This window comes from Caulobacter sp. ErkDOM-C, assembly GCF_048541825.1.
Lineage (GTDB): Bacteria > Pseudomonadota > Alphaproteobacteria > Caulobacterales > Caulobacteraceae > Caulobacter.
Genome location: NZ_CP183332.1, coordinates 3,008,660 through 3,028,930, shown reverse-complemented (window position 1 = coordinate 3,028,930; position 20,271 = coordinate 3,008,660). Strand labels below are relative to the sequence as shown.

The 20,271-nt window shown below is 65.6% G+C and carries 19 protein-coding genes and 1 pseudogene; 19 read left to right on the top strand and 1 reads right to left on the bottom strand.

The window, feature by feature from the left end; all coding sequences use genetic code 11:
- The first annotated feature begins 16 nt into the window (after nt 1-16).
- The 10 genes and pseudogenes from ACN2C8_RS14645 to ACN2C8_RS14600 all read left to right on the top strand — a co-directional run bounded on the left by ACN2C8_RS14645 (nt 17) and on the right by ACN2C8_RS14600 (nt 6,083).
- On the top strand, nt 17-220 hold the full coding sequence (locus ACN2C8_RS14645) for a YgaP family membrane protein (protein WP_419252684.1): 204 nt from the start codon (nt 17-19) through the stop codon (nt 218-220).
- Complete coding sequence (locus ACN2C8_RS14640) at nt 217-1,482, top strand: TolC family outer membrane protein (RefSeq protein WP_419252683.1); 1,266 nt, start codon at nt 217-219, stop codon at nt 1,480-1,482. The genes ACN2C8_RS14645 and ACN2C8_RS14640 overlap by 4 nt, the downstream gene beginning before the upstream one ends.
- Complete coding sequence (locus tag ACN2C8_RS14635) at nt 1,472-1,768, top strand: ArsR/SmtB family transcription factor (RefSeq protein WP_419252681.1); 297 nt, start codon at nt 1,472-1,474, stop codon at nt 1,766-1,768. The genes ACN2C8_RS14640 and ACN2C8_RS14635 overlap by 11 nt, the downstream gene beginning before the upstream one ends.
- Complete coding sequence (locus tag ACN2C8_RS14630; protein WP_419252679.1) at nt 1,765-2,223, top strand: class I SAM-dependent methyltransferase; 459 nt, start codon at nt 1,765-1,767, stop codon at nt 2,221-2,223. Before ACN2C8_RS14635 ends, ACN2C8_RS14630 begins: the two co-directional genes overlap by 4 nt.
- A 47-nt stretch (nt 2,224-2,270) precedes the next feature.
- Nucleotides 2,271-2,387, top strand: a pseudogene (locus ACN2C8_RS14625) (IS6 family transposase); the annotation flags it as partial.
- A gap of 69 nt (nt 2,388-2,456) precedes the next feature.
- A complete protein-coding gene (locus tag ACN2C8_RS14620) occupies nt 2,457-2,624 on the top strand; it encodes a hypothetical protein (protein WP_419252677.1) in 168 nt (55 codons plus the stop codon).
- Between the two features lie 133 nt (nt 2,625-2,757).
- Nucleotides 2,758-3,228, top strand: a complete 471-nt coding sequence (locus tag ACN2C8_RS14615) for an Hsp20/alpha crystallin family protein (protein WP_419252675.1) — start codon at nt 2,758-2,760, stop codon at nt 3,226-3,228.
- Nucleotides 3,229-3,238: 10 nt separating this feature from the next.
- Entirely contained in the window at nt 3,239-4,216 is a 978-nt protein-coding gene (locus tag ACN2C8_RS14610; protein WP_419252673.1) for a zinc-dependent alcohol dehydrogenase family protein, read from the top strand.
- Between the two features lie 44 nt (nt 4,217-4,260).
- Nucleotides 4,261-4,671: a BLUF domain-containing protein gene (locus ACN2C8_RS14605; RefSeq protein ID WP_419252671.1), complete on the top strand. Its 411-nt coding sequence runs from the start codon at nt 4,261-4,263 to the stop codon at nt 4,669-4,671.
- Nucleotides 4,672-5,282: 611 nt separating this feature from the next.
- Entirely contained in the window at nt 5,283-6,083 is an 801-nt protein-coding gene (locus ACN2C8_RS14600; RefSeq protein WP_419252669.1) for a universal stress protein, read from the top strand.
- A gap of 534 nt (nt 6,084-6,617) precedes the next feature.
- Here ACN2C8_RS14600 and ACN2C8_RS14595 read toward each other — a convergent pair.
- Nucleotides 6,618-11,747 (bottom strand): chemotaxis protein CheB, encoded by a 5,130-nt coding sequence (locus tag ACN2C8_RS14595; RefSeq protein WP_419252668.1) that lies wholly within the window; start codon nt 11,745-11,747, stop codon nt 6,618-6,620.
- A gap of 261 nt (nt 11,748-12,008) precedes the next feature.
- Between ACN2C8_RS14595 and ACN2C8_RS14590 the strand changes: the two genes are divergently transcribed.
- The 9 genes from ACN2C8_RS14590 to ACN2C8_RS14550 all read left to right on the top strand — a co-directional run bounded on the left by ACN2C8_RS14590 (nt 12,009) and on the right by ACN2C8_RS14550 (nt 20,212).
- A complete protein-coding gene (locus ACN2C8_RS14590) occupies nt 12,009-12,185 on the top strand; it encodes a hypothetical protein (RefSeq protein WP_419252667.1) in 177 nt (58 codons plus the stop codon).
- Nucleotides 12,182-12,547, top strand: coding sequence for a hypothetical protein (locus ACN2C8_RS14585; protein ID WP_419252665.1), 366 nt, complete (start codon nt 12,182-12,184; stop codon nt 12,545-12,547). The genes ACN2C8_RS14590 and ACN2C8_RS14585 overlap by 4 nt, the downstream gene beginning before the upstream one ends.
- 188 nt (nt 12,548-12,735) lie before the next feature.
- A complete protein-coding gene (locus ACN2C8_RS14580) occupies nt 12,736-13,383 on the top strand; it encodes a BON domain-containing protein (protein WP_419252663.1) in 648 nt (215 codons plus the stop codon).
- Between the two features lie 237 nt (nt 13,384-13,620).
- On the top strand, nt 13,621-14,379 hold the full coding sequence (locus ACN2C8_RS14575; RefSeq protein ID WP_419255890.1) for a sensor histidine kinase: 759 nt from the start codon (nt 13,621-13,623) through the stop codon (nt 14,377-14,379).
- Between the two features lie 80 nt (nt 14,380-14,459).
- The gene (locus tag ACN2C8_RS14570) at nt 14,460-14,927 is read left to right on the top strand and encodes an Hsp20/alpha crystallin family protein (RefSeq protein ID WP_419252662.1); all 468 of its coding nucleotides are present in this window, start codon (nt 14,460-14,462) and stop codon (nt 14,925-14,927) included.
- 113 nt (nt 14,928-15,040) lie between these two features.
- Nucleotides 15,041-16,798 carry an acetate--CoA ligase gene (acsA, locus tag ACN2C8_RS14565; RefSeq protein ID WP_419252660.1) on the top strand — a complete coding sequence of 586 codons (1,758 nt, stop codon included), beginning with the start codon at nt 15,041-15,043 and terminating at the stop codon, nt 16,796-16,798.
- On the top strand, nt 16,795-18,798 hold the full coding sequence (pdhA, locus tag ACN2C8_RS14560; RefSeq protein WP_419252658.1) for a pyruvate dehydrogenase (acetyl-transferring) E1 component subunit alpha: 2,004 nt from the start codon (nt 16,795-16,797) through the stop codon (nt 18,796-18,798). The genes acsA and pdhA overlap by 4 nt, the downstream gene beginning before the upstream one ends.
- 2 nt (nt 18,799-18,800) lie before the next feature.
- Nucleotides 18,801-19,964, top strand: coding sequence for a dihydrolipoamide acetyltransferase family protein (locus ACN2C8_RS14555; RefSeq protein ID WP_419252656.1), 1,164 nt, complete (start codon nt 18,801-18,803; stop codon nt 19,962-19,964).
- On the top strand, nt 19,961-20,212 hold the full coding sequence (locus ACN2C8_RS14550) for an acyl carrier protein (protein WP_419252654.1): 252 nt from the start codon (nt 19,961-19,963) through the stop codon (nt 20,210-20,212). The genes ACN2C8_RS14555 and ACN2C8_RS14550 overlap by 4 nt, the downstream gene beginning before the upstream one ends.
- Nucleotides 20,213-20,271: the final 59 nt, after the last annotated feature.

The window sequence follows — 20,271 nt, the reverse complement described above, 5'->3', positions numbered from 1 at the left end:
CGAGAGGAGACTGAACATGACTGTCGATCGAATGGTTCTGGCCTTTGCTGGCTTTGTCGTCCTGCTGGGTATTGGTTTGGCCCAGTTTGTTCATCCCTGGTGGATCGGTCTGTCGATCTTTGCAGGCCTCAACATGATCCAGGCGGCCTTCACCGGCTTTTGCCCGGCCGCGATGGTCTTCAAGAAACTCGGCGTCAAGCCGGGCGTCGCGTTCCGGTGAGCACCCTGCGCGCCGTCCTCGCCCTGACCTTGCTGGCCAGTGTCGCCGCGCCCTGGGCTGCGTCGGCCATGACCTTGCCCGAAGCCATCGCCATGGCGCGGCGCGCCAATCCCGGCCTGGCCCAGGTTCAGGCCCAGTCGGATGCGGCGTCGGCGCGCCTCGCTCAAGCGCGCGCCGGCCGGCTGCCGAGCCTGACCTTTTCGGGTGAGAGCGGCAGCGGGACAACCGATCTTGGCGGCTTCTTCGGCTTTGGTCAGAGCGATGTATCGCCCCGCGCGGCGTCACTGCAACTGCGCCAGCCGCTGTTTTCCGGCGGCGGCGTCAGCGCCGCCATCACCCAGGCAGGAGAGGGCAAGGCTGCAGCTCTGGCCCAGGTCGGCGGCGCGACGGCCATGCTGAGCGCCGACGTCGCGTCATCCTATGTTGGGGTCCTGAGCGCTCAGGATATGGTAGTGTTGAGCCGGGCCCAACTCGCCCAGATGCAGACCATCACCAGCCAGGCGCAATTGCGCTTCAAGGCCGGTGAGATAGCTCGCACTGATCTTGACCAGGCCTTGGCCCGCCAGGCCGAGAGCCGTGCGGGCCTGGCCCGGGCAGAGGGTCAGCTGGCCAAGAGCCGGGCCCATTTCGTTTCGGTCGTCGGGGCTGAGCCGGACGGGCTTGAGGCCGTGGTCGCGCCCCCCGCGACGCCCGCTTCGCTCGATGAGGCGATCGCAACGGCGTCCCAATCGAGCCCTATGTTACTGGCCGCCCAGGCGGCGGAACGCGCCGCGCAGGCTGGTGTTCGCTATGCGCGCGCCGACCGATTGCCCAACCTGGCCCTGACCGCCACTGCCAGCACGGCGCGCGACCAGTTTTTCCCCGGCTATAGCGCCGATGGCGTGACGGTCGGCGTTCAGGGACGCTGGACCCTGTTCTCGGGTGGCGCGGTCAGCGGCCGCATAGACGAGGCCGCAGCGGCGCTTCGTGCCGCTCAGGCGGGCCTGAAGTCAGCGCAGGCTCAAGTGCGGGAGGCTGTGATTGGCGCCTGGGGCGATGTCGCCACCGCGCAGGCGGTGATGCGGGCCGCTACTGACCAGGCCAGTGCCGCGACGAGCGCGCTCGACAGCGTGCGCAATGAAGTGCGGGTGGGCCAAAAGCCTGTCCTGGATCTGCTCGACGCCGAACGCGAAGCCCTGGCCGCTCAAAGCGCCCTGGTGACGGCGCGCGGCGAGGTGACGATCTCGTCCTATCGGCTCAACGCGCTGCTGCATGGCCAATGAACCTGCCACGCCCGACGATGTCCTGCGGGCGCTGGCCAATATCCATCGCTTGCGGATTCTGCGCGCCCTAGGTGAGGGCGATTCATGGGTAAGTGACCTGCAGACCCGGCTGCCGCTCTCTCAGTCGGCGCTGTCGCAGCATCTGGCGCGCCTACGCGACGCCGGTATTGTCACCACCCGCCGACAGGGCCAAGCGGTGGCCTATCGACTCCTCGACAGGGAGATCTTGACCCTCGTTGACGGACTTCTACGACTTGTGGATCGACGGGAAAAACAGCAGCCATGACGTCCTTCTATGATCGCCACATCCTGCCGCGCCTGATCGGCTGCGCTTGCGGGGCGGGAGCGATCGCCAATCAACGCGCCAAGGACCTGCCCTTGGCCGAAGGGCAGGTCCTTGAACTGGGGATCGGCGGCGGACTGAACCTGGCCTTCTATGATCCTGCGCGGGTGACCAGCGTCACCGGGGTTGACCCCTCGGAAGGCCTGCGAGATCGGGCGTTGGCGGCTCCGCGTCCTGAAGGCCTCCAGGTCAAAGTCCTGCCAGGAGAAGCCGAGCATCTCGGTTTCGACGACGAAAGCTTCGACACCGTCGTCTGCACCTTCACCCTCTGCTCGGTTCATACGCCCGCCGCAGTCCTGGCCGAGGCCCGCCGGGTTCTGAAGCCAGGCGGCCGCTTCCTCTTTTGCGAGCATGGCTTGGCGCCGGACACCGCGGTGGTGCTGGCAGGTCAACGCTAACTTGTCTCCGGTTTTAGGCCGTAGGATGCGGTTGACCGGGAAGGGACCATGCCGCCGTCTACAATACGTTCAATATCCAACTCCATCTGATCTCGCGACCAAGCCTCCGGCTCCTACGCGCCCAGGCTGACCGGGCGTGGGAGGCCGCGACCGTCGCCGCCTGATCCAATTGAAGGGGAGGGGGCTTTCCGGCTTGGCCGACTTAACGTGTCAATACTGCGGAACTGGTGGGCGTGATCGCCCCGGCTCCAGGGCGGGCTCTGGCGCGCACCGCTCCGCCAGATGGCGCTTCGGACGCCACGGCGACCTTCGCCGCCGACACCGTGACCCTGGGTGTTGGCTATAGCTGGGGCGTCAGCCTCGCCATCGCCGCCGGCGGCGCTCACATCAAGCTCGGCTGAGCGCGGGTGCGAGACGCCCGAAGTTCCGTCGCCCGGAAAATCACGGCGATTGACGCCGGTCAAAGGCCCGGGCCCGCGACGGACCACACTCTCATCGCGCCGCTCGGGCGCCCAGATCGATGGAGCCTTAGACATGGGCCTGCAAGACAGCAAAACCCTCATCCCGGCTTTGGGCCAACAGGCCACTCACATATTCGCGCCGCTTCAGCGGGAGATCGATCGCCTGTTTGGGGAATTTGGCCGCAGTCTGGAGACCTTTGGCGCTCCGAGCCTCGACCTTAGCGAAACCGCTCAAGGGGTGGAGATCAAGCTCGACGTGCCCGGCTTCAAGGACAGTGAAATCGCCGTAACCGTCGAGGATGACCTCCTGACCATCGCCGGCGAGAAGGCCTCGGAGACCGAGGACAAGTCCAAGACCTATCGCGTCGTCGAGCGGCGCTCGGGAGCCTTTTCGCGATCGATCACCCTACCGCGCGCCGTCGATAGCGACAGGATCGTCGCCTCCCTGGCCGACGGCGTCTTGACCATCACCGCGCCCAAGGTCGCCGAGTCCGGCGGACGGACCATCGCCATCCAGGCGTCCAAGCCGGCCGACGTCGCCTGACGTGCGGGCCATGGTCCTCGACCAGGGGCGGCTGACCTTGGTCAGTCGCCCGACGCCCCAGCTCGGGCCTCAGGATCTGCTGGTTCGGGTGCGGGCGTGCGGCGTCTGCCGGACCGATCTGCATCTGCTGGACGGTGACCTGCCCTCATCGGGGCCCGTCGTGCCAGGTCATGAGGTGGTCGGTGTGGTCGAGGCCATGGGCGACGAGGTCCAAGGCTGGAGGCTTGGTCAGCGGGTCGGCGTGGCCTGGCTGGGCGGGACCTGCGGCCGCTGTCGATATTGTCGGGACAGCGCCGAAAATCTCTGCGACGCGCCGGTCTTCACCGGTTGGAGCCGTGATGGCGGTTATGCCGAGCTGATGGCGGCGGACGCGCGTTTCGCTCTGCCGATTCCAGACGGCCTTGAGGACGCCCAGGCCGCACCGTTGCTGTGCGCGGGGCTGATCGGCTTTCGGGCCTGGCGTCTGGCGTGCGCCCAGACGCGCGTCCAGCGCTTGGGCCTCTATGGCTTTGGCGCGGCGGGCCATCTGCTGGCCCAGCTCGCTGTCGCCGAAGGCCAGGCGCTGGCGGCGTTTACCCGCCCCGGGGACCTGGCGGCCCAGGCCCTGGCGCGGTCCCTGGGTTGCTTTTGGGCCGGGGACTCCAGCCAATCGCCGCCCGAGCCGCTCGACGCGGCCATTCTCTTCGCGCCGGTCGGCGGGTTGGTCCCTGTCGCCTTGCGGGCGGTGCGCAAGGGCGGGGTGGTGGTCTGCGGTGGCATCCACATGAGCCAGATTCCCGCCTTCGACTACGCTGATCTCTGGGGCGAGCGGCGGCTCGTCTCGGTAGCCAACCTGACGCGGCAGGACGCGCGGGACTATCTGCCCCGGGCTCTGGCCGCCAAGGTTCGCGCGCATGTGACGACCTATCGCCTGGAGCAGGCTGACAAGGCCCTGGAGGATCTTCGGGCGGGGCGTCTGGTTGGCGCGGCGGTTCTAACTCCTTCGTGACGACGCGCGCGGAGCGGGCAACCCTCATTCGGGAGATGTGCGCCATGGAAGGCCACCTGATCGATCTTCTGTATGTGAGCCGCAGTCGATTGACGTTGGCCCAGGGCACGGATCAGATCGCCGATATCGTCCGGGTTTCGCTCGAACGCAACGCGGCGCTTGGCGTGACCGGGGCTCTGGTTTGGACGGGCGAGGCTTTCGCGCAAATCCTTGAGGGTCCGGACGCTGCGCTGGAGGTTCTGATGGCCAGCATCGCTCGAGACGAACGCCATGAGACGCTCAGCGTGCTGCGGAGGGGGGCCATACAGCATCGTCGCTTCGCGGGCTGGGCGCTGGCCTATGCTGGCGGAGCGAGTTTCATCGCCGGCCTGGTCGAGCCGCTGCTGGCTCCGAGCGTAATAGCTTCGGACCCCGCCGTGGACAAGCTCATCCGCGCCCTCCACGCCTTTGCATGACGCCGGCAAGTCCGTTGGCCACAGGCAATGCCCGCGCGCCCTTGGTCTGACCCTCGCCTCGGCGCCGCTGCGGGATGAACGCCGTTCTGCTCGCCCGCCGCAGCGTCAGGATTCACCGGGCGCGACAAAGAGAAGCCGCCCTGTCGCGCGCGGCGGCAGGGCGGCAGGATCGTGCGACGGGGTTGACGCACGGACTCGCGGCACACGGGGGAGTGGAGCGCCGCGACCAGTGGTTTCGGCGTTCAGGCGCCGATGGCCACCCGGTCTTCTACGGCGCTGACCCCGGGCGCCGCCCAGGCGGCGCGTTCGGCGATGTCGCGCTCGAACCAGGCGCGGACCCTAAGCGGGGCGGCGCAGTGTCGCGACAGGCGATGGCCTCTGGAAATCCTGACATCGACATGACTAGCGCTCCCTCGCACCGGTGAATGCAACTATAGGGCGTTTGGGTGCCGCCGCCATTGTGGACAATACTTAGGGGTGGTCCCGATTACAGGTTTCGTGGACGGGAACATGCGGCTGCCGCAGTAGAGGGCAAGTTCATCCGTATAATCCCGCATAGGCGCGTGGCCGATCCATCCGTAGCCTTGGTTTTCCAAGCCAAGGAGGCGGCAATGAAAACGGTGCTGTTGCTGGTGCATGACGATGCGGGCCAGGAAGCGAGACTGCAGGCGGCCCTGGATCTGACCCGGGCGTTGTACGGTCACCTGACCTGTGTCGACGTCACGCCGATGCCGGTGCTGGTCGGCGATCTCAGTGGCGCGGTTCAGGCGATGGTCCTGGCTGAAGAGCGCAAGGTCGAGGCCGCCAACAAGGCCGCCCTGGAAGCCCGGATGCTTCATGAGGGGACGACTTGGGACTGGATCGACACGACCGGTGATTTCACGCGCTGCCTGATGCACGAGGCCGGCTTTGCGGATCTGATCGTCGTCAACTGCAAGCGCGAGACCCTGTTCTCGCTTGAGCAGCGCGGCGTCGTGACCCAGGTCCTCGCCCAGGCGCGCTGCCCGGTGGTCGCTGTTCCCGACGACAAACGTGGCTTTGACGCCGCCGGCCCGGCCCTGGTGGCCTGGGACGGCTCGGCGGTGAACATGGCCACACTTCGCGCCAGCGTCCCCCTGCTGAAGATGGCCCAGTCGGTCTGTCTGTTTTCCGTGACGGAGGACGGCGAGGGCACGCCGGCCGAGGCGGCCGCCGCCTACCTGTCCCGTCACGGCATTCACGCCGAGATTGAGCGGGTGGCTGCTGAGGGGCAAAAGCCCGATGTCTGGATTCTGGCCGCCTGCCGGGCGCGCGGCGCGCGCTACTGCGTCATGGGCGCCTTTGGCCGCGGTGAGCTGGCCGAGTCGTTGTTTGGCGGCGTCACCCGCCGGATGCTCGACGCCGCCGAGCTGCCTTTGGTGCTCGGACGGTAGGCCTTGCGATCGCCCGACAAGCCCTCGTCTCCCGAAACCCAACGCCTGACCAGGGTCAGTCCGCGTCTGGACCCGATGGCGGAGCGGTCGGTGAGCGGGGGCTCTTGGTGGCCGGTATGGGGCGACTGGCTAAGGTCGCATTCGAGCCCAGCGGCGGCGGCGGATCTCGTCGGCTCTGGCGTGGATCGCAAGCCTCTGGGCGCGGCCCCGGGCGTCTATGTTCTGGAGCGATGATCGCGACCAGGCCAGAGCTTCGGGCGCCTCCAGGGCGGTCGCCAGCGGCGGCGTGCGCCAAGGTTGTTCTGGCGAAAACCCGGGGGTCGATCATGGCGCTCGCAGGTCGGCGACATCCATCTTCTCGCGCGGCGTGGGGGAACACCCGATCCGAAGCCGGGGGACCAATCTGACAGACGATTATGGCCACCGCGCCCGGGTGATCACCCGTGATCATCCTCAGGCGGACGCCAACCGCAGAGTCTCCGTCCGTTTGGTTTGGCGCGGCGAGCCGTCGTGCGCCCCGAGCGCAAGCCGCTATCACTGACGGACAAGGCCCACCATTCTTATCAGCATGGCCAACGAACTGGCGCCGATCTTTCGCATGACGCTCTGACGGTGATGCTCCGTTGTCCGCTGGCTGATCCCCAGTTCGATCGCGATATTCTTGTTCAATTTGCCTTCGACGATGCGCTCCATCACCTGGCGCTCGCGCTGGGTCAGGTTGGCCAGGCGGGCGGCGATCTCGCCACGCTCCACGCCTCGGCCGGCGCTTTCCTGATCGTCCGCAAGGACGCGCGCGACGCTGTCTCGCAACGCGGCGTTGCTCACCGGCTTCTGCAGGAAGTCTACTGCGCCCTCCCGGATCGCCTTTACGGCCAGAGGCAAGTTGGCGCTCCCGGTGACAAAAACTATCGCCGTGCCAGAGTCTTCTGATTTTAGACGGCTCTGCAATTCGAGACCATCCATTCCGGGCAAGGTCATGTCGACGATCAGGCAGCGGAAGCGCTGGTGATCTGCATCTGAAAGGAACGCCTGGCCCGAGGGATAGGCCGCAACCCGGTAGCCTTCGGCTTCAAGCATCTCGCGAATGCTGTCCCGAACGCTGGGCTCATCATCAATCACGGCGATGTTGGCGTCGGGCGCGGACGCAAATGGCTTTGTCACCCGGGGGGGCGGCTTCTGGCCCGAGCGCCAGCCTGGGCTCACGATGTCGGCAAGTGGGCCCAGCGCCGCCAACAAATCAGAGGCCCTCATGGGCTTGGCGATGAATTTTACGACCGTCGCCTCGGCGGCCGCCCGGCTCGCCTCCAATTTGTCGCCGCTGATGATCAGCGCGGGAAGTGTGGCTTTCGTCTGGGCGCGTGCTCGCTGGATGACATCCAGCCCGTTCATGGTCCCCGGGAGGTTGTAGTCGGTGACAATGAGGGTTGGATGGAGGGCGGCGGGAGAATCGAAATGGGCCAGCGCCTCGGCGCCACTGCGCGCCGCGATCACGCGATAGCCTTCAAGTTCCAACAGCGTGCGCAGGGTTTCACGCTGCGTGGCGTCGTCTTCCATCACAAGGACAACCGGCGGCGATGAGCGCGAGTCGCGCTTGCTGATCCGTCCTTGGGCGGGGGCGACAAACATGGCGCCGGGAACGACCAGAGCGAACACTGATCCCTTGCCGGGAATGGAGTGCACCTCGACCCCATGCTCGAGCAGCTGCGCGAAGCGCTGCACGATGTAGAGCCCCAGCCCCATGCCAAATCTGCCGGAATCCGCCGGCTCGACTCGATGGAATTCCTCGAAGATCGCTTCGCTGCTCTCCGGCGGAATGCCGATGCCGGTGTCCCAGACCTCAATCCGCAGAGCGCCGCCCCGTCGCCGGCAGCCGATCAGGATCTTGCCGTGTTCTGTGTATTTGATCGCGTTGGAGAGCAGATTGCCGACCATGCGCGCCAGCAGCCGCTGGTCGCTCGGGATCACCGCTGACGAGGGGACCGCGCGGAGCTCAAGGCCTTTCGCGGCCGCGAGCGGCGCGAATTCATCGACGGCGCGCGCCAACAGGGGAGCGACCGCCATCTTGGCGATCTGCGGTCGGATCGCGCCACCTTCGATCTGGTTGATGTCGAGCAGGCTATCGAGCAGCTCACCCATGTGGACGATGGCGTCGTCCAGCTTGGCCAGGGTCCCGCGCGTTTCCGGTTCGACCACCCGCCTTTCCAGAACGCCGATCAGAAAGCCGATGGTCTGCAACGGTTGTCGAAGATCGTGGCTTGCGGCCGCCAGGAAACGCGTCTTCGTTCGATTGGCCCGGTCCGCTGACTCCCGCGCTTCACGCAGTCGCGCCTCGCCCTCTCGGACCGCTTGCAGATCGTGGACGGCGACCATGACGAGGAAGCCGTCCGCGATGGCCATCGGGCTGAGGCCGATATCCAGCGGAATCTTGCGACCATCCTTGGTGACCCCATTGATTTTGAGGCCCGCCCCCATCGGCCTGCGGGCAGGGTTTTCGAAATAGCCGGCATGGAGCGCCGCATGTCTTTCCTGCATGTCGGCAGGCACCAGAACGTCGATCCTCTGACCAATCAGTTCATCGGTCCTGTATCCGAACAGGGGCTCGACCTGGCCGCTGGCGAACTGGATCAGGCTCTCTTTGTCGACCGCCAGGAAGGCCCCCGGCATGGCGTCGATCATGAGCTGCAATTGTTGCCGGACGATGTGGCGCTCATCGGTGGCGTCGTTGAGCGTTAGCAGCACGAGTGGATGCTCTGTGGACGGAGCCCGAAAGCCGCTCGCCCTGGCCCGCCAGATTCGGAGCCCGCCCCCGGGGAGCTCGGCTTCGAGATCCACCGGGTCGATCCCGGCCGCCTGCGCCTTGATCCCCGTCACCAGTGCGATCAACCGGTCATCGCCCAAGAACGGGCGCTCAAGGTCGCGCAGGGCCCGTCCGGCGATGCGGTCTGGCGTCAGTTCAAACGCAGCGCAGAACGCCGCATTGGCCGATACGATCGTGGCGTTTGGATTGAGCACCACCAGCGGCTCATGCACGGCGTTGATGACGGTTTCGGCATATCGGCGCGCGGCGGCGGACTCGAGTTCCGCCTGCTTCAACCGCGAGACATCGGCGAAGGTGACCACGGCCCCCTCGACGGCGCCGGCCTCTGTCCGATAAGGCAAAACCGAACGGACGTACCAAGCGCCGGATTCCGCGCGGATTTCACGATCACTCGGCGTTCCGGTCGAACGCGCCGCAAGGGCGTCGGCGGGCAGTTGCGGGTCGGCGAATTTTGGAACCAGATCAGCGAGCGGCCGACCAATATCGGCGTCGATCAGAGAAAACAGCGCCTTCATGCGCGGATTGAAGACCTTGATGCGGAGCTGAGCGTCCAGCATGATCGTGGCCACGGCTGAGCTGTCCAGCAGATTGGCGAGATCCGTGGACGTCTGCTCCTGTTGCTGCAACGTCTGACGCAGTTGGTTGTTGACGGTGGTCAGTTCCTCATTCAGCGACTGCAGCTCCTCCTTCGAGGATTCCAGCTCCTCGTTGGTGGAGAGGAACTCCTCGTTCAGCGACATTGCTTCTTCGTTTTTCGCCTTGAGCTCTTCGTTCGTTTCCCGAAGTTCATGGATGGTCCGATTGAGTTCCTTGCGCGTTTCGGCCAGCTGTTGACGCAGCAGGACCAACTCTGAGCGATCGCCGGCTTTGCTGACGGGCGCCCGTGCGGCCTCTGGGCTGCGCAGTTCGTCGATGAAGCTCACCAGAACGAGCGGTTCTTGCTCATCGGCGATCCGCTGCGCCTCGATCGTCACCGTGACGGTTTTGCCCTCCCGCTCGAAGCTGACGCCATGTTCCGAGACGCGACGCTTGGCGCGGAAGGCGCGAGCGATCGCATCGCGAAGTTTTGGACGCAGCCCCTCCCGGGCGATCGTCAGCAGGTCCTGGCCAGGTTCGCCGGAGACAATTTTCAGATACCGGTCGGCTCCGCCAAAAAAATACAGCGGGACGAGCTGGCGATTGGTCACCACGGCGGCCGGAGCGTAAGTCTCAAGCATCGTGCGCTGGACCAGATCCGGCAGAGACGGCGATCGTTGGATCGACTGACGGAGCGCGCGATTCCAGGCTCCCGATGCCTGTCCTGACTCCAGTATCGAGAAACGCGCCCGCGCCGGCCGCCCGCGGCCGCTACGCCGGTAGATCCGCAGCTTTTCGTCCACCGGCTCGAACAGGCCCGGGGCCGCGGCCACCGATTCCGCCGAGCCGAGCAGCAGCAGACCTCCCTCCCGCAGCGCAAAATGGGCCAACGCCAACACGTGAGCCTGCGCTTCCGGCGTCAGATAGATCAGAAGGTTGCGGCAGGAGACCAGATCCAGCCGTGAGAAGGGAGAATCGCTCAGCACATCGTGTCGGCTGAAGATGACCGCCTCGCGCAGTTCCTTGGCGACCTTGAAGTGTCCATCCTCCTGGACAAAAAACTGCTTTAGCCGTTTGGGCGAAACGTCGGAGGCGATGCTGCCCGGATACAGCCCCGCACGCCCGGTCTGCAGGGCGTCCTCGTCGATGTCCGTCGCGAAGATCTGCAGACCCAGGCCCTTTCGCGCCGCGTCGATCTGCTCGCGGAACAGGATTCCCAGCGAATAGGCCTCTTCGCCAGTGCTGCAGCCGGCGACCCAGATTCGCGCGGGCTGGTCGGACGTATGCCCCTGCAGGAGGTCCGCAATACGTTCGGCCATGGCGCTGAAGGCGTCGGCGTCACGGAAAAACCGGGTGACGTTGATCAGCAGATCCTTGGCCAGGGCGCTGGCCTCGACCGGGCTGGTGCGGAGCAATGCGAGATAGTCGGCCCATGCATGAACGCCATGCAGCGCCATGCGTCGTTCGACACGACGCTGCAGCGTGCCGGACTTGTAGCGCGAGAAATCCTGCCCCGTCGCGGACCTGAGTCGTTCAATGATTGCCGCCAGCGCCGACGGGTCAGCAATTTCCTGCGGCTCTTCCCTTGAGGCTGACGGGCGCGCCCGGACATAGTTGTGGGCGACATAACGGGCCAGGATCTCGGGCATGTCCTCCACGCTCAGGACATGGTCAGGGTTGGCGATCATCATTGCCTGGCGTGGCATGCTGTCCTGTTGGGCTTCCTCTGGGGCCTGAACCAGGGCCAGACCCCCGGCTTGCTTCAAAGCCTTAAGACCCTCCGCGCCGTCGGACCCGCTTCCCGACAAGATGACACCGATGCCGCGCTCGCCGCACTGGGTCGCGAGTGACTGCAGGAACACGTTGATGGGCATGCCAGCCCCGGCGGCTGTCGGTCTCGCCGACAGGTGCAGCCTGCCAGACTCGATCGTGAGGTGGGCGCCCGGGGGGATGACATAGACCTGGTTGGGCATCACCTGGACCCCGTCCGTGGCGGATTGCACCCTCATGGCGGTCTGGCGGCCTAGCAGCTCGGGCAGCAGACTCTTGCTCGTGGGATCCAGATGCTGGATGACGACGAAGGCCAGACCGCTCTTTGCCGGCATCGCGGCCAGCAGGCGGGTGATCGGTTCCAGACCTCCGGCCGAGGCGCCGACCGCGACAACAGGAATTCCGGTCGCGACAGCGGCCTTTCGGCCGTCGGCGCTGGACGCCCTGCGCTTGTCGCCCAGATTGCCGCCTTGCTGGCCGGTCTGCGCTGGTCTGGCCATCGCTTCTCGTTTCTTCCTGTTGCGAACCGCCGGCTGCGCCGGAGGATCATCGTGCGCCGCCTCTTTGGAACATCGTCGGGCTTGCCGCGAACCTGGGCAAGACCAGATTCTGGACCAGGGCTTGAGTGAGCCACGCGGCGGGAACTCGCGACCCGGCGTAACCGCTTCTGGGCAAAAGTACCTAGGGACGATCCGAGTCTATTCGAAGTTGCATCCCTTGGATTTGGATAGCGACAACCTTGGATGTTGGGAGACCGGTTCATGGACGTCGATAGTGCGTGGCTTTGCCAGATGAACATCGAGCGGTTCCACAGCCGACTTTCGCAGGAGGATGGCGGAGGCTGCGACCGCGATATGCTGATGCGGTTGTTGGCGAGCGAGAAGGAAAAGCTTGATCGGCTGGCCCCGCCCGAGAATAGCGCGGGGGCGAATCGGTGAGGCTGGACTTCAATCAGGCTCGCGTCCGTGCCTCGGACACTGCCCGGGCTCAGGACATCCGGGATGGCCCCGCCGCCGGCGAGCGGGACAATGAGCCGGTGCGGCTGATCTCGGTGGAGCCTCTGGGCGAGGGGTGGGCGGTTCGTCTGGATCAGTGCCGCGATCCCATCTTGTTTCAGAGCGGCTCCAGCGCGGAAGACGCGGCCAAGTCCCTGGGCCAGAAGCTCGCCCAGGCCGGCTATCCGACCGAAATCAGGATCTTTCTCCGCGGCGGGGATCTGGCGGGGCGCTTCATTTGCTCCGGAGCGAGGCTGGCGCTCTGTCCGTCGTGGACGCCCACTTTCCCGCTGGCGACAACATGACGGCGCCATCTTGGTCCAGCGAGGTGGCGATCCACGAAGCGAATCTATTAGCCGACGCCATTCGTCGCCACGGCGCTTTGCGGCTCGGATCCCGGCCGCTGGAATTAGCAACACATGAAGGCTCTCGTCTGATTGATCCGCGGGGTCATCGGCGGATCGAACCAAACCTCTAGGAACGGAGATTTGACATGAACGACAAGAGTGTTCGCCAGAACGTCATCGACGCTCTCGATTGGGACCCCAGCATCGATTCCGCCCACATCGGCGTGGCTGTCGACCGGGGTGTCGCCATTCTCAGCGGCCACGTTCCCAACTACGCCCAGAAGGCGGCGGCCGAGCGGATCGCCAAGCGCGTCAAGGGCGTGGCCGCCATCGTTGATGAGATCACAGTGCGCTATCCTGGGTCCTCGACCCATAGGGACGAGGATATCGCCGCCCGCGCCGTGCAAGCGCTGAATTGGGACGTCTTTCTTCCGGACAATGCTGTGCAGGTGAAGGTGAGCAAAGGTTGGATCACCTTGTCCGGCGAGTTGGACTGGGACTATCAGCGCCACGCCGCCGAGGCCGCCGTGCGCAACCTGCGGGGCGTCATCGGCGTCAGCAACCAGATTGCCCTCAAGCGCCACGTATCGCCCGCCGACGTCTCGCACCGTATCGAGGACGCGCTCAAGCGCGACGCTTCGGTCGAGGCAGCGCGCATTCGCGTCTCGGCCTCCGATGGAAAGGTGACGCTCGAGGGCAAGGTCCACAGCTTGCATGAGCGCGAGGCGGTCGAACGTGCAGTGTGGGCGGCCCCCGGAGTTCATTCGGTCGTGGATCATCTCGCGATCGGCTGACCCGGTTTCAGCGCGGCCCTTTCCCCTGAAAGCCGCGCTGTTTGGGCGCTCCAGTTATTTGGAGCGCCCGCCCGTTTACTCAGGACGTCGCCAGATATTCCGAATTTGTCCGACGCACTGGTCGGCGGTGACCAATCCCGAAGAGGTGTCACAGGTCTCTGAGCGCGAGCCACCAGGGATACCCGGGTCTCGCCGAGATAGCTTGGAGCGGGTTCTGGTGGGTCTGGCTTGTCGCTCATGATGGATGGAGGACTGCATTTGCACGATGACGCCTTTGCGGGAGCGGGACAGGCCGATCAGCGTGTGAATCCGTCCCTCAGAACCACGGGGTTCTGTGACCAATGCAATCTTGTTGCCGAGGCTGATCATCGTATCGCAAACCAGTTGTCACTTCTGGCCGGGTTTGTGCGCCTGAAGGCTCTGGATCTGGCGCGGCGGCCCCTGGAGTTCGCTGATCCGGCGAGCGAAGCGGCTCAGATGCTTCTCGAGAGTATCCGCGCCCAGATCGAGGCGGTCGCCCGTCTGCACCGCTCGTTCGCCCTGCGCGGATCGGGCGCTTCCGCCGATCTGAGTGAGCACCTGCACGAGATCTGCGGGGCTCTCGGATCCATCTTTTCCGACAGGATCGAGATGGTTGAAGATCTGGCGGCTGAGTGCAGGATCATGCCGGAGCAGGCTCTACCGCTCGCCCAGATCATCGCCGAAGTCATCACCAACGCCATCAAACACGCGTATCCGTCGGGCGAGACCGGCAGGATTCTGATCCGAAGTCGCAAGGACCCCCCGGAGGCCATCGTGATTGAGGTCGCGGACGACGGGCCGGGCCTTCCGGATACCTTCAACGCCGCCACCGACGGCGGGCTTGGCTTCCGGCTCATCCGCGAACTCGGCAAGCAGATCGGAGCCGCCTTGGATTTCGATTCCTCTGAGTCTGGATTGATGTTTCGGCTCAGGCTGCCGCTTCTGACCAATACTATTTGCGATGAATCAATATAGGCGCTCACATTCGATCGCAAATTCAAAAAAAAGCATTGTCTTTCAAAATCCGAGTTGGAGGTATAGTTATGGATAGATCCGTGCAAGTTCCCGTTCGGCGTGAGGGGTCAGTCAATTCTCGGCCAATGTTCAATATTTTCGGATCTCTGCAGAGGGAGATCGATCGCCTAATCGAGGATTTCGCGCCGCCCCTTACGGCCGGTGGTAGCCTGGTCGACGTCGAGGCCCGAATGGATCTGGCAGACACCAAGGACGGCCTCGAACTGACCGTCGAATTGCCCGGCCTTGAGGAAAAGGATGTCGAAGTCGCGGTCAGCGATGGTTTGCTTACCGTCAGCGGCGAGAAGAAGTTCGAGTCCGAGAAGCAGAATAAAAACTACCACTTCGTCGAACGCAGCTACGGCGCCTTCTCACGCTCGATCCAACTGCCCCCGGGCGTCACCACCGATCAGATCAAGGCCACGATGAGCCATGGCGTCCTGAAGGTGGTTATTCCCACGCCGGCCAGGCCGGAACCCAAGAAAATCGAGGTTAAGGCGGTTAAATAGTCGATCTTGCCGGGAGCACCGCGCCTTCCGGCGAGTTGCTTTCGGCAGGCGCACCATATCGATGATGATGGAGCCCCCTCATGAGCATTCCGCGTTCGGTTGGGGAGACTCGGGTGAGTTGGCCCGTCATCCGGAAGTCGGCGTTGGACCGCGCTGGAGCCAATCTCAAGGATTATGATGCGGAGACGGCCGCCTTTACTTGGGAGGCGGCGCGGGCCGAGTTGGCCGGGCTGCCAGGGGGCGGCCTGAACATCGCCCATGAGGCCCTTGACCGGCATGTCAGGGCGGGGCGGGGCGCTTGGCCGGCGCTGCGCTGGATCGGTCGGGACGATACGGTGCGCGAATTCAGCTACGCCGAGCTGACGCAACAGGCCAATCGCTTCGCCAGCCTGCTCGGGTCGCTGAAGGTGAAGCCAGGCGATCGGGTGTATGCCGTGATCGGCCGAATTCCGGAGCTCTACATCGCCGCTCTGGGGACTCTGAAGGCTGGCGCGGTGTTCACGCCACTGTTCTCGGCCTTCGGACCAGAGCCGCTGCAGGCGCGGATGGAGATTGGCGAAGTCAATGTCCTAGTGACCACCGAGGCTCTGTACCATCGCAAGATCGAAGCCTGGCGGGAAGCCATCCCCAGTCTGCGCCACGTGCTTCTGACTGGATGCCTCGGCCCGGCGCCGGCCCGCTGCATCGATTTGGCGGCCGCGCTTGCGGCGGCCGATCCGATGTTCAAGACCGTGGCGAGCCGCCCCGAGGACATGGCGCTACTGCATTTCACCAGCGGCACGACGGGACGGCCCAAGGGGGCCGTGCATGTCCATGAGGCGGTTGTGGCCCACCATGTCACCGGCCGCACGGCGCTGGATCTGAGGCCAGGCGACATCTACTGGTGCACGGCCGATCCAGGTTGGGTGACCGGCACATCCTACGGGATCATCTCACCGCTCACCAACGGCGTGACCTTGGTGGTCGATGAGGCCGAGTTCGATGCGCAGCGGTGGCGGCGCATCCTGCGCGAGCAGAAGGTGACCGTCTGGTACACCGCGCCGACGGCGGTGCGGATGCTGATGAAGGCCTGGGACGCTGACCCGTCCCCCTATGATTTGCCCTCGCTGCGTTTCATGGCCAGCGTCGGCGAGCCGCTGAATCCCGAGGCGGTGCTCTGGAGTGTCAAAGCCTTCGGCCGGCCTTTCCACGACAACTGGTGGCAAACCGAGACCGGCGGGATCATGATCGCCAACTTCGCCGCCATGGATATCAAGCCCGGATCGATGGGCCGGCCGCTTCCGGGCGTGACGGCGGGTATCGTGGAGCGGTCAGCCGATGGGTCCGTCAACGAGGCGCCGGAGCCCATGGCGCTTGGCGAACTGGCCCTGCGGCCCGGCTGGCCGTCCATCATGCGCGGCTATCTGCACGAGGAGGAACGCTTCCGAAAATGTTTCGCCGGCGGCTGGTACCTGACCGGCGACCTGGCGATGCGGGATCGCGATGGCTACTACTGGTTCGTCGGTCGCGCCGACGACGTCATCAAGAGCGCCGGCCATCTGATCGGTCCGTTCGAGGTGGAGAGCGTTCTGATGGACCATCCCGCGGTGGCGGAGGCGGCGGTGATCGGCTTGCCAGACCCGATCTCGGGCGAGGCGGTCAAGGCCTATGTCGCCCTGCGCAGCGGCTTCGAGGCCGGGGAGCCTTTGCGGCGTGACATCCTGGGCCATGCGCGCAAGCGGTTGGGGCCGGCGGTGGCGCCCAAGGACATCGCCTTTCGCCAAAACCTGCCGAAGACCCGCAGCGGCAAGCTGATGCGGCGCTTGCTGAAGGCCCGCGAACTGGGGCTGCCCGAGGGGGACCTGTCGACCCTGGAGAGCGAGGAGCAATGACCGGCGCCGTCATCAAGCCCCGGCTGTCCCGGGCCCATGTGCTGGACCTGCTGGGTCAAATGATCCGCGTTCGGGCGTTCGAACAGGCCTGCGCCGAGGCTTATGCGCAGGAGAAGATTCGAGGGTTTCTGCACCTCTATGACGGCCAGGAGGCAGTCGCCGTCGGCATCATACCCGTCCTGGAGCCGCGCGACCGCATTGTCGCCACCTATCGCGAACATGGTCACGCCTTGGTGCGCGGAGTTTCGATGCCCGCCGTCATGGCCGAGATGTTCGGGCGGCGCGACGGCTGCAGCGGCGGGCGCGGCGGATCGATGCACCTGTTCGACAGGGCGGCCAACTTCTATGGCGGCAACGCCATTGTCGGCGGCGGCCTGCCGCTCGCGGTGGGCTTGGCGCTGGCGGACCATATGCGCGGCGATGACCGGGTCACCGTCTGCTTCTTCGGCGAGGGTGCGGCGGCGGAAGGCGAGTTCCACGAGAGCCTGAATCTGGCGGCGTTGTGGGGATTGCCGGTGCTGTTCGTCTGCGAAAACAATCTCTACGCCATGGGTACAGCGCTCGGACGGTCAGAATCCGAGACGGACATCCATCGCAAGGCCGAAAGCTACCGCATCGCCTCCGAGGCGGTCGACGGCATGGACGTGGTGGCGGTCGAGGTCGCCGCCCGGCGGGCCGTCGCCGCGATCCGTCAAACGGGCAAGCCCTTCTTTCTGGAGTGCCGGACCTACCGTTTTCGCGCCCATTCGATGTTCGACGCCCAGCTCTATCGCGACAAGGCCGAGGTGGAGGGCTGGAAGGCGAAGGATCCGATCCAGCGCCTCCAGGCCTGGGCCCTGACGGCCGGCCTGGCCCATCCCGAGGATGTCACGCGGCTTGAGGCCGCCGCCGCCGCAGAGGTTCAGGCGGCGGTCGCTTTCGCCGAAGCTTCGCCCCTCGAACCTGTCGCCGACCTGGCCCGCCATGTGACCGCCGCCGAGCGGCCTCGGGCCCCGGAACCAGGATCTTTGCGGGGGCTCCCTGTCGACACAACCTATCGCGAGGCGGTGCGGCAGGCGATCCGCGAGGCGATGAGCCAGGATGACCGGGTTTTCCTCATGGGCGAGGACGTCGGCGCCTACGGGGGCTGTTACGCAGTGTCCAAGGGGCTGATGGAGGAATTCGGTCCCGCTCGAATTCGCGATACGCCCCTGTCCGAGGCGGGCTTCACCGGCGCAGGTCTGGGCGCGGCCATGGCCGGCATGCGTCCGATTGTCGAACTGATGACCGTCAATTTCAGTCTGCTGGCTCTGGACCAGATCCTCAATAGTGCGGCCACGATCCGTCATATGTCGGGTGGGCAGTTCGGATGCCCGCTGGTCATCCGCCTGGCCACCGGCGCCGGTCGTCAGCTCGCGGCGCAGCACTCCCACAGCCTTGAGGGCTGGTACGCTCATATTCCGGGTCTGCGCATCCTGGCGCCCGCCACGGTCGAGGATGCCCGTGGCATGCTGTGGACCGCCCTGCAGGAACCCGATCCGGTCCTGATCTTCGAGCACGTCATGCTCTACAATGCCGTGGCGCCCCTGGCCCCGGACGCTGGCCCGGTCGATATCGATCGGGCGGCCGTCCGGCGCGCCGGCAGGGACCTAACCCTGGTCACCTATGGCGGGTCTCTGGCCAAGACCCTCGACGCGGCTGATGGGCTGGCCAGGGAGGGGATCGAAGCCGAAGTGATCGATCTGCGCGTTTTGCGCCCGCTGGACGAGAAGACGATCCTGAGCTCGGTCGCGCGCACACGCCGGGTGGTGGTGATCGACGAGGGCTGGCGCAGCGGTTCACTGGCCGCCGAGATCGGCATGCGCATCGCTGAAAAAGCCTTCTTTGACCTCGACGCGCCGCCGGTTCGGGTCTGCGGCGAGGAGGTTCCGATACCGTATCCGCGCCATCTGGAGCTGGCCGCTCTGCCGCAAACGGACAAGATCATCGCCGCCGCCCGGACCGTGCTGGGACGAGGCTGAGCATGACCGCGTTCCTCATGCCCTCGCTGGGCGCCGACATGGAAGCCGGCACGCTTGTCGAGTGGCTGGTCAAGCCTGGCGACGTGGTCAGGCGCGGGGATATCGTCGCCGTGGTCGAGACCCAGAAGGGGGCGATCGAGATCGAGATCTTCGACCCCGGAGTGGTCGAGCAACTGTTGGTCACGCCCAACGCCACAGTACCGGTCGGGACGCCTCTCGCCCTGCTGCGGGGGGAGGGGGAGGCCGCGCCCGTCCCGCCGCCTGCCTCTAAGCCGGCATCCGGCGCCGAGCCCACGATGACGCCAGCGCCGATACTGCTTCCGCCGCCCGTCGGTCGGGCCGGAGAGCGCTTCAAGGCGTCGCCTGCGGCGCGCCGCCGTGCAGGGGAGTTGAGCATTGACCTCGCGGTCGTGGCGGCCGGACCGGACGGGATCATCCAGGTCGCCGATGTCGAGGCCACCCTGCCGCAACCGCCATTGCAGGCGGGAAAGGCGCGCTTCGATGTCGCCGAGATGCGCGCGGCGATCGCCGCGGCCATGTCGCGGTCCAAGCGGGAGATCCCGCACTATTATTTGTCCGACACCATCGACATGGCCGCAGCGGAAGGATGGGTCGCGGGCGTCAATGCGGAGCGGCCGCCCGAGCGCCGGCTGCTGACGGGAGTGCTCTTCGTCAAGGCCGTGGCCCGGGCGGCCCGGGCTTTTCCAGAGTTCAATGGTCTGTTTGTCGATGGCGTCTTCCAACCGGCTGCCGCTGTTCACCTGGGATTGGCCATCGCCCTGCGCGGCGGCGGCCTGGCGGCGCCAGCGATCCACGATGCGGCCGACCTCGACCTCGACACGCTGATGGTGCGGACGCGCGATCTGGTCGCCCGCATTCGCCAGGGGCGGTTCCGCAGTTCCGAGATCGCCGACCCCACCATCACCGTTTCGAGCATGGGGGATCGGGGCGTCGAGGCTTTGTTTGGCGTCATCTATCCGCCGCAGGTGGCCCTCGTGGGTTTCGGAAAGGTGGTTCAGCGTCCCTGGATCGTTGACGGATCAGTCACCGTGCGGCCGGTCGCGACCGTCACCCTGGCCGCAGATCACCGGGTCAGCGACGGGCGCCGGGGCGGCCTCTTCCTCGCCGAAATCGGGCGGCTTCTGCAGACCCCGGAGGCTTTGTGACCGACGATCAAATCCGCGCCGTGCTGCGCGATGAACTGGGCCGGATCGCGCCGGAGATCGATTTCGACGGGCTCGATCCGTCTGCGGATCTGCGCGAACAGGCCGACCTCGATTCCATGGACTTTCTCAACCTGCTGACGGCGGTGCACCAGCGCCTCGGGATCGACATTCCCGAGTCCGAGGCCGGACAGCTGACGACCATCGCCGCTGCTATCGCCTATATTTCTGGCCGACGCCAAGGTCCGTAGCGGGCGGCTATCGGGTTCCCGCGCCGGCACAAGGCTTGCGCCGGTCGGCAACGACGGCG

Excerpts from the sequence above, each read along its gene's own strand:
- ACN2C8_RS14645 (WP_419252684.1), top strand. The coding sequence starts at position 17 with ATGACTGTCGATCGAATGGTTCTGGCCTTTGCTGGCTTTGTCGTCCTG.
- ACN2C8_RS14635 (WP_419252681.1), top strand. The coding sequence starts at position 1,472 with ATGGCCAATGAACCTGCCACGCCCGACGATGTCCTGCGGGCGCTGGCC.
- ACN2C8_RS14630 (WP_419252679.1), top strand. The coding sequence starts at position 1,765 with ATGACGTCCTTCTATGATCGCCACATCCTGCCGCGCCTGATCGGCTGC.
- ACN2C8_RS14615 (WP_419252675.1), top strand. The coding sequence starts at position 2,758 with ATGGGCCTGCAAGACAGCAAAACCCTCATCCCGGCTTTGGGCCAACAG.
- ACN2C8_RS14610 (WP_419252673.1), top strand. The coding sequence starts at position 3,239 with ATGGTCCTCGACCAGGGGCGGCTGACCTTGGTCAGTCGCCCGACGCCC.
- ACN2C8_RS14605 (WP_419252671.1), top strand. The coding sequence starts at position 4,261 with ATGGAAGGCCACCTGATCGATCTTCTGTATGTGAGCCGCAGTCGATTG.
- ACN2C8_RS14600 (WP_419252669.1), top strand. The coding sequence starts at position 5,283 with ATGAAAACGGTGCTGTTGCTGGTGCATGACGATGCGGGCCAGGAAGCG.
- ACN2C8_RS14595 (WP_419252668.1), bottom strand. The coding sequence starts at position 11,747 with ATGGCCAGACCAGCGCAGACCGGCCAGCAAGGCGGCAATCTGGGCGAC.
- ACN2C8_RS14590 (WP_419252667.1), top strand. The coding sequence starts at position 12,009 with ATGGACGTCGATAGTGCGTGGCTTTGCCAGATGAACATCGAGCGGTTC.
- ACN2C8_RS14580 (WP_419252663.1), top strand. The coding sequence starts at position 12,736 with ATGAACGACAAGAGTGTTCGCCAGAACGTCATCGACGCTCTCGATTGG.
- ACN2C8_RS14575 (WP_419255890.1), top strand. The coding sequence starts at position 13,621 with ATGATGGATGGAGGACTGCATTTGCACGATGACGCCTTTGCGGGAGCG.
- pdhA (WP_419252658.1), top strand. The coding sequence starts at position 16,795 with ATGACCGGCGCCGTCATCAAGCCCCGGCTGTCCCGGGCCCATGTGCTG.
- ACN2C8_RS14555 (WP_419252656.1), top strand. The coding sequence starts at position 18,801 with ATGACCGCGTTCCTCATGCCCTCGCTGGGCGCCGACATGGAAGCCGGC.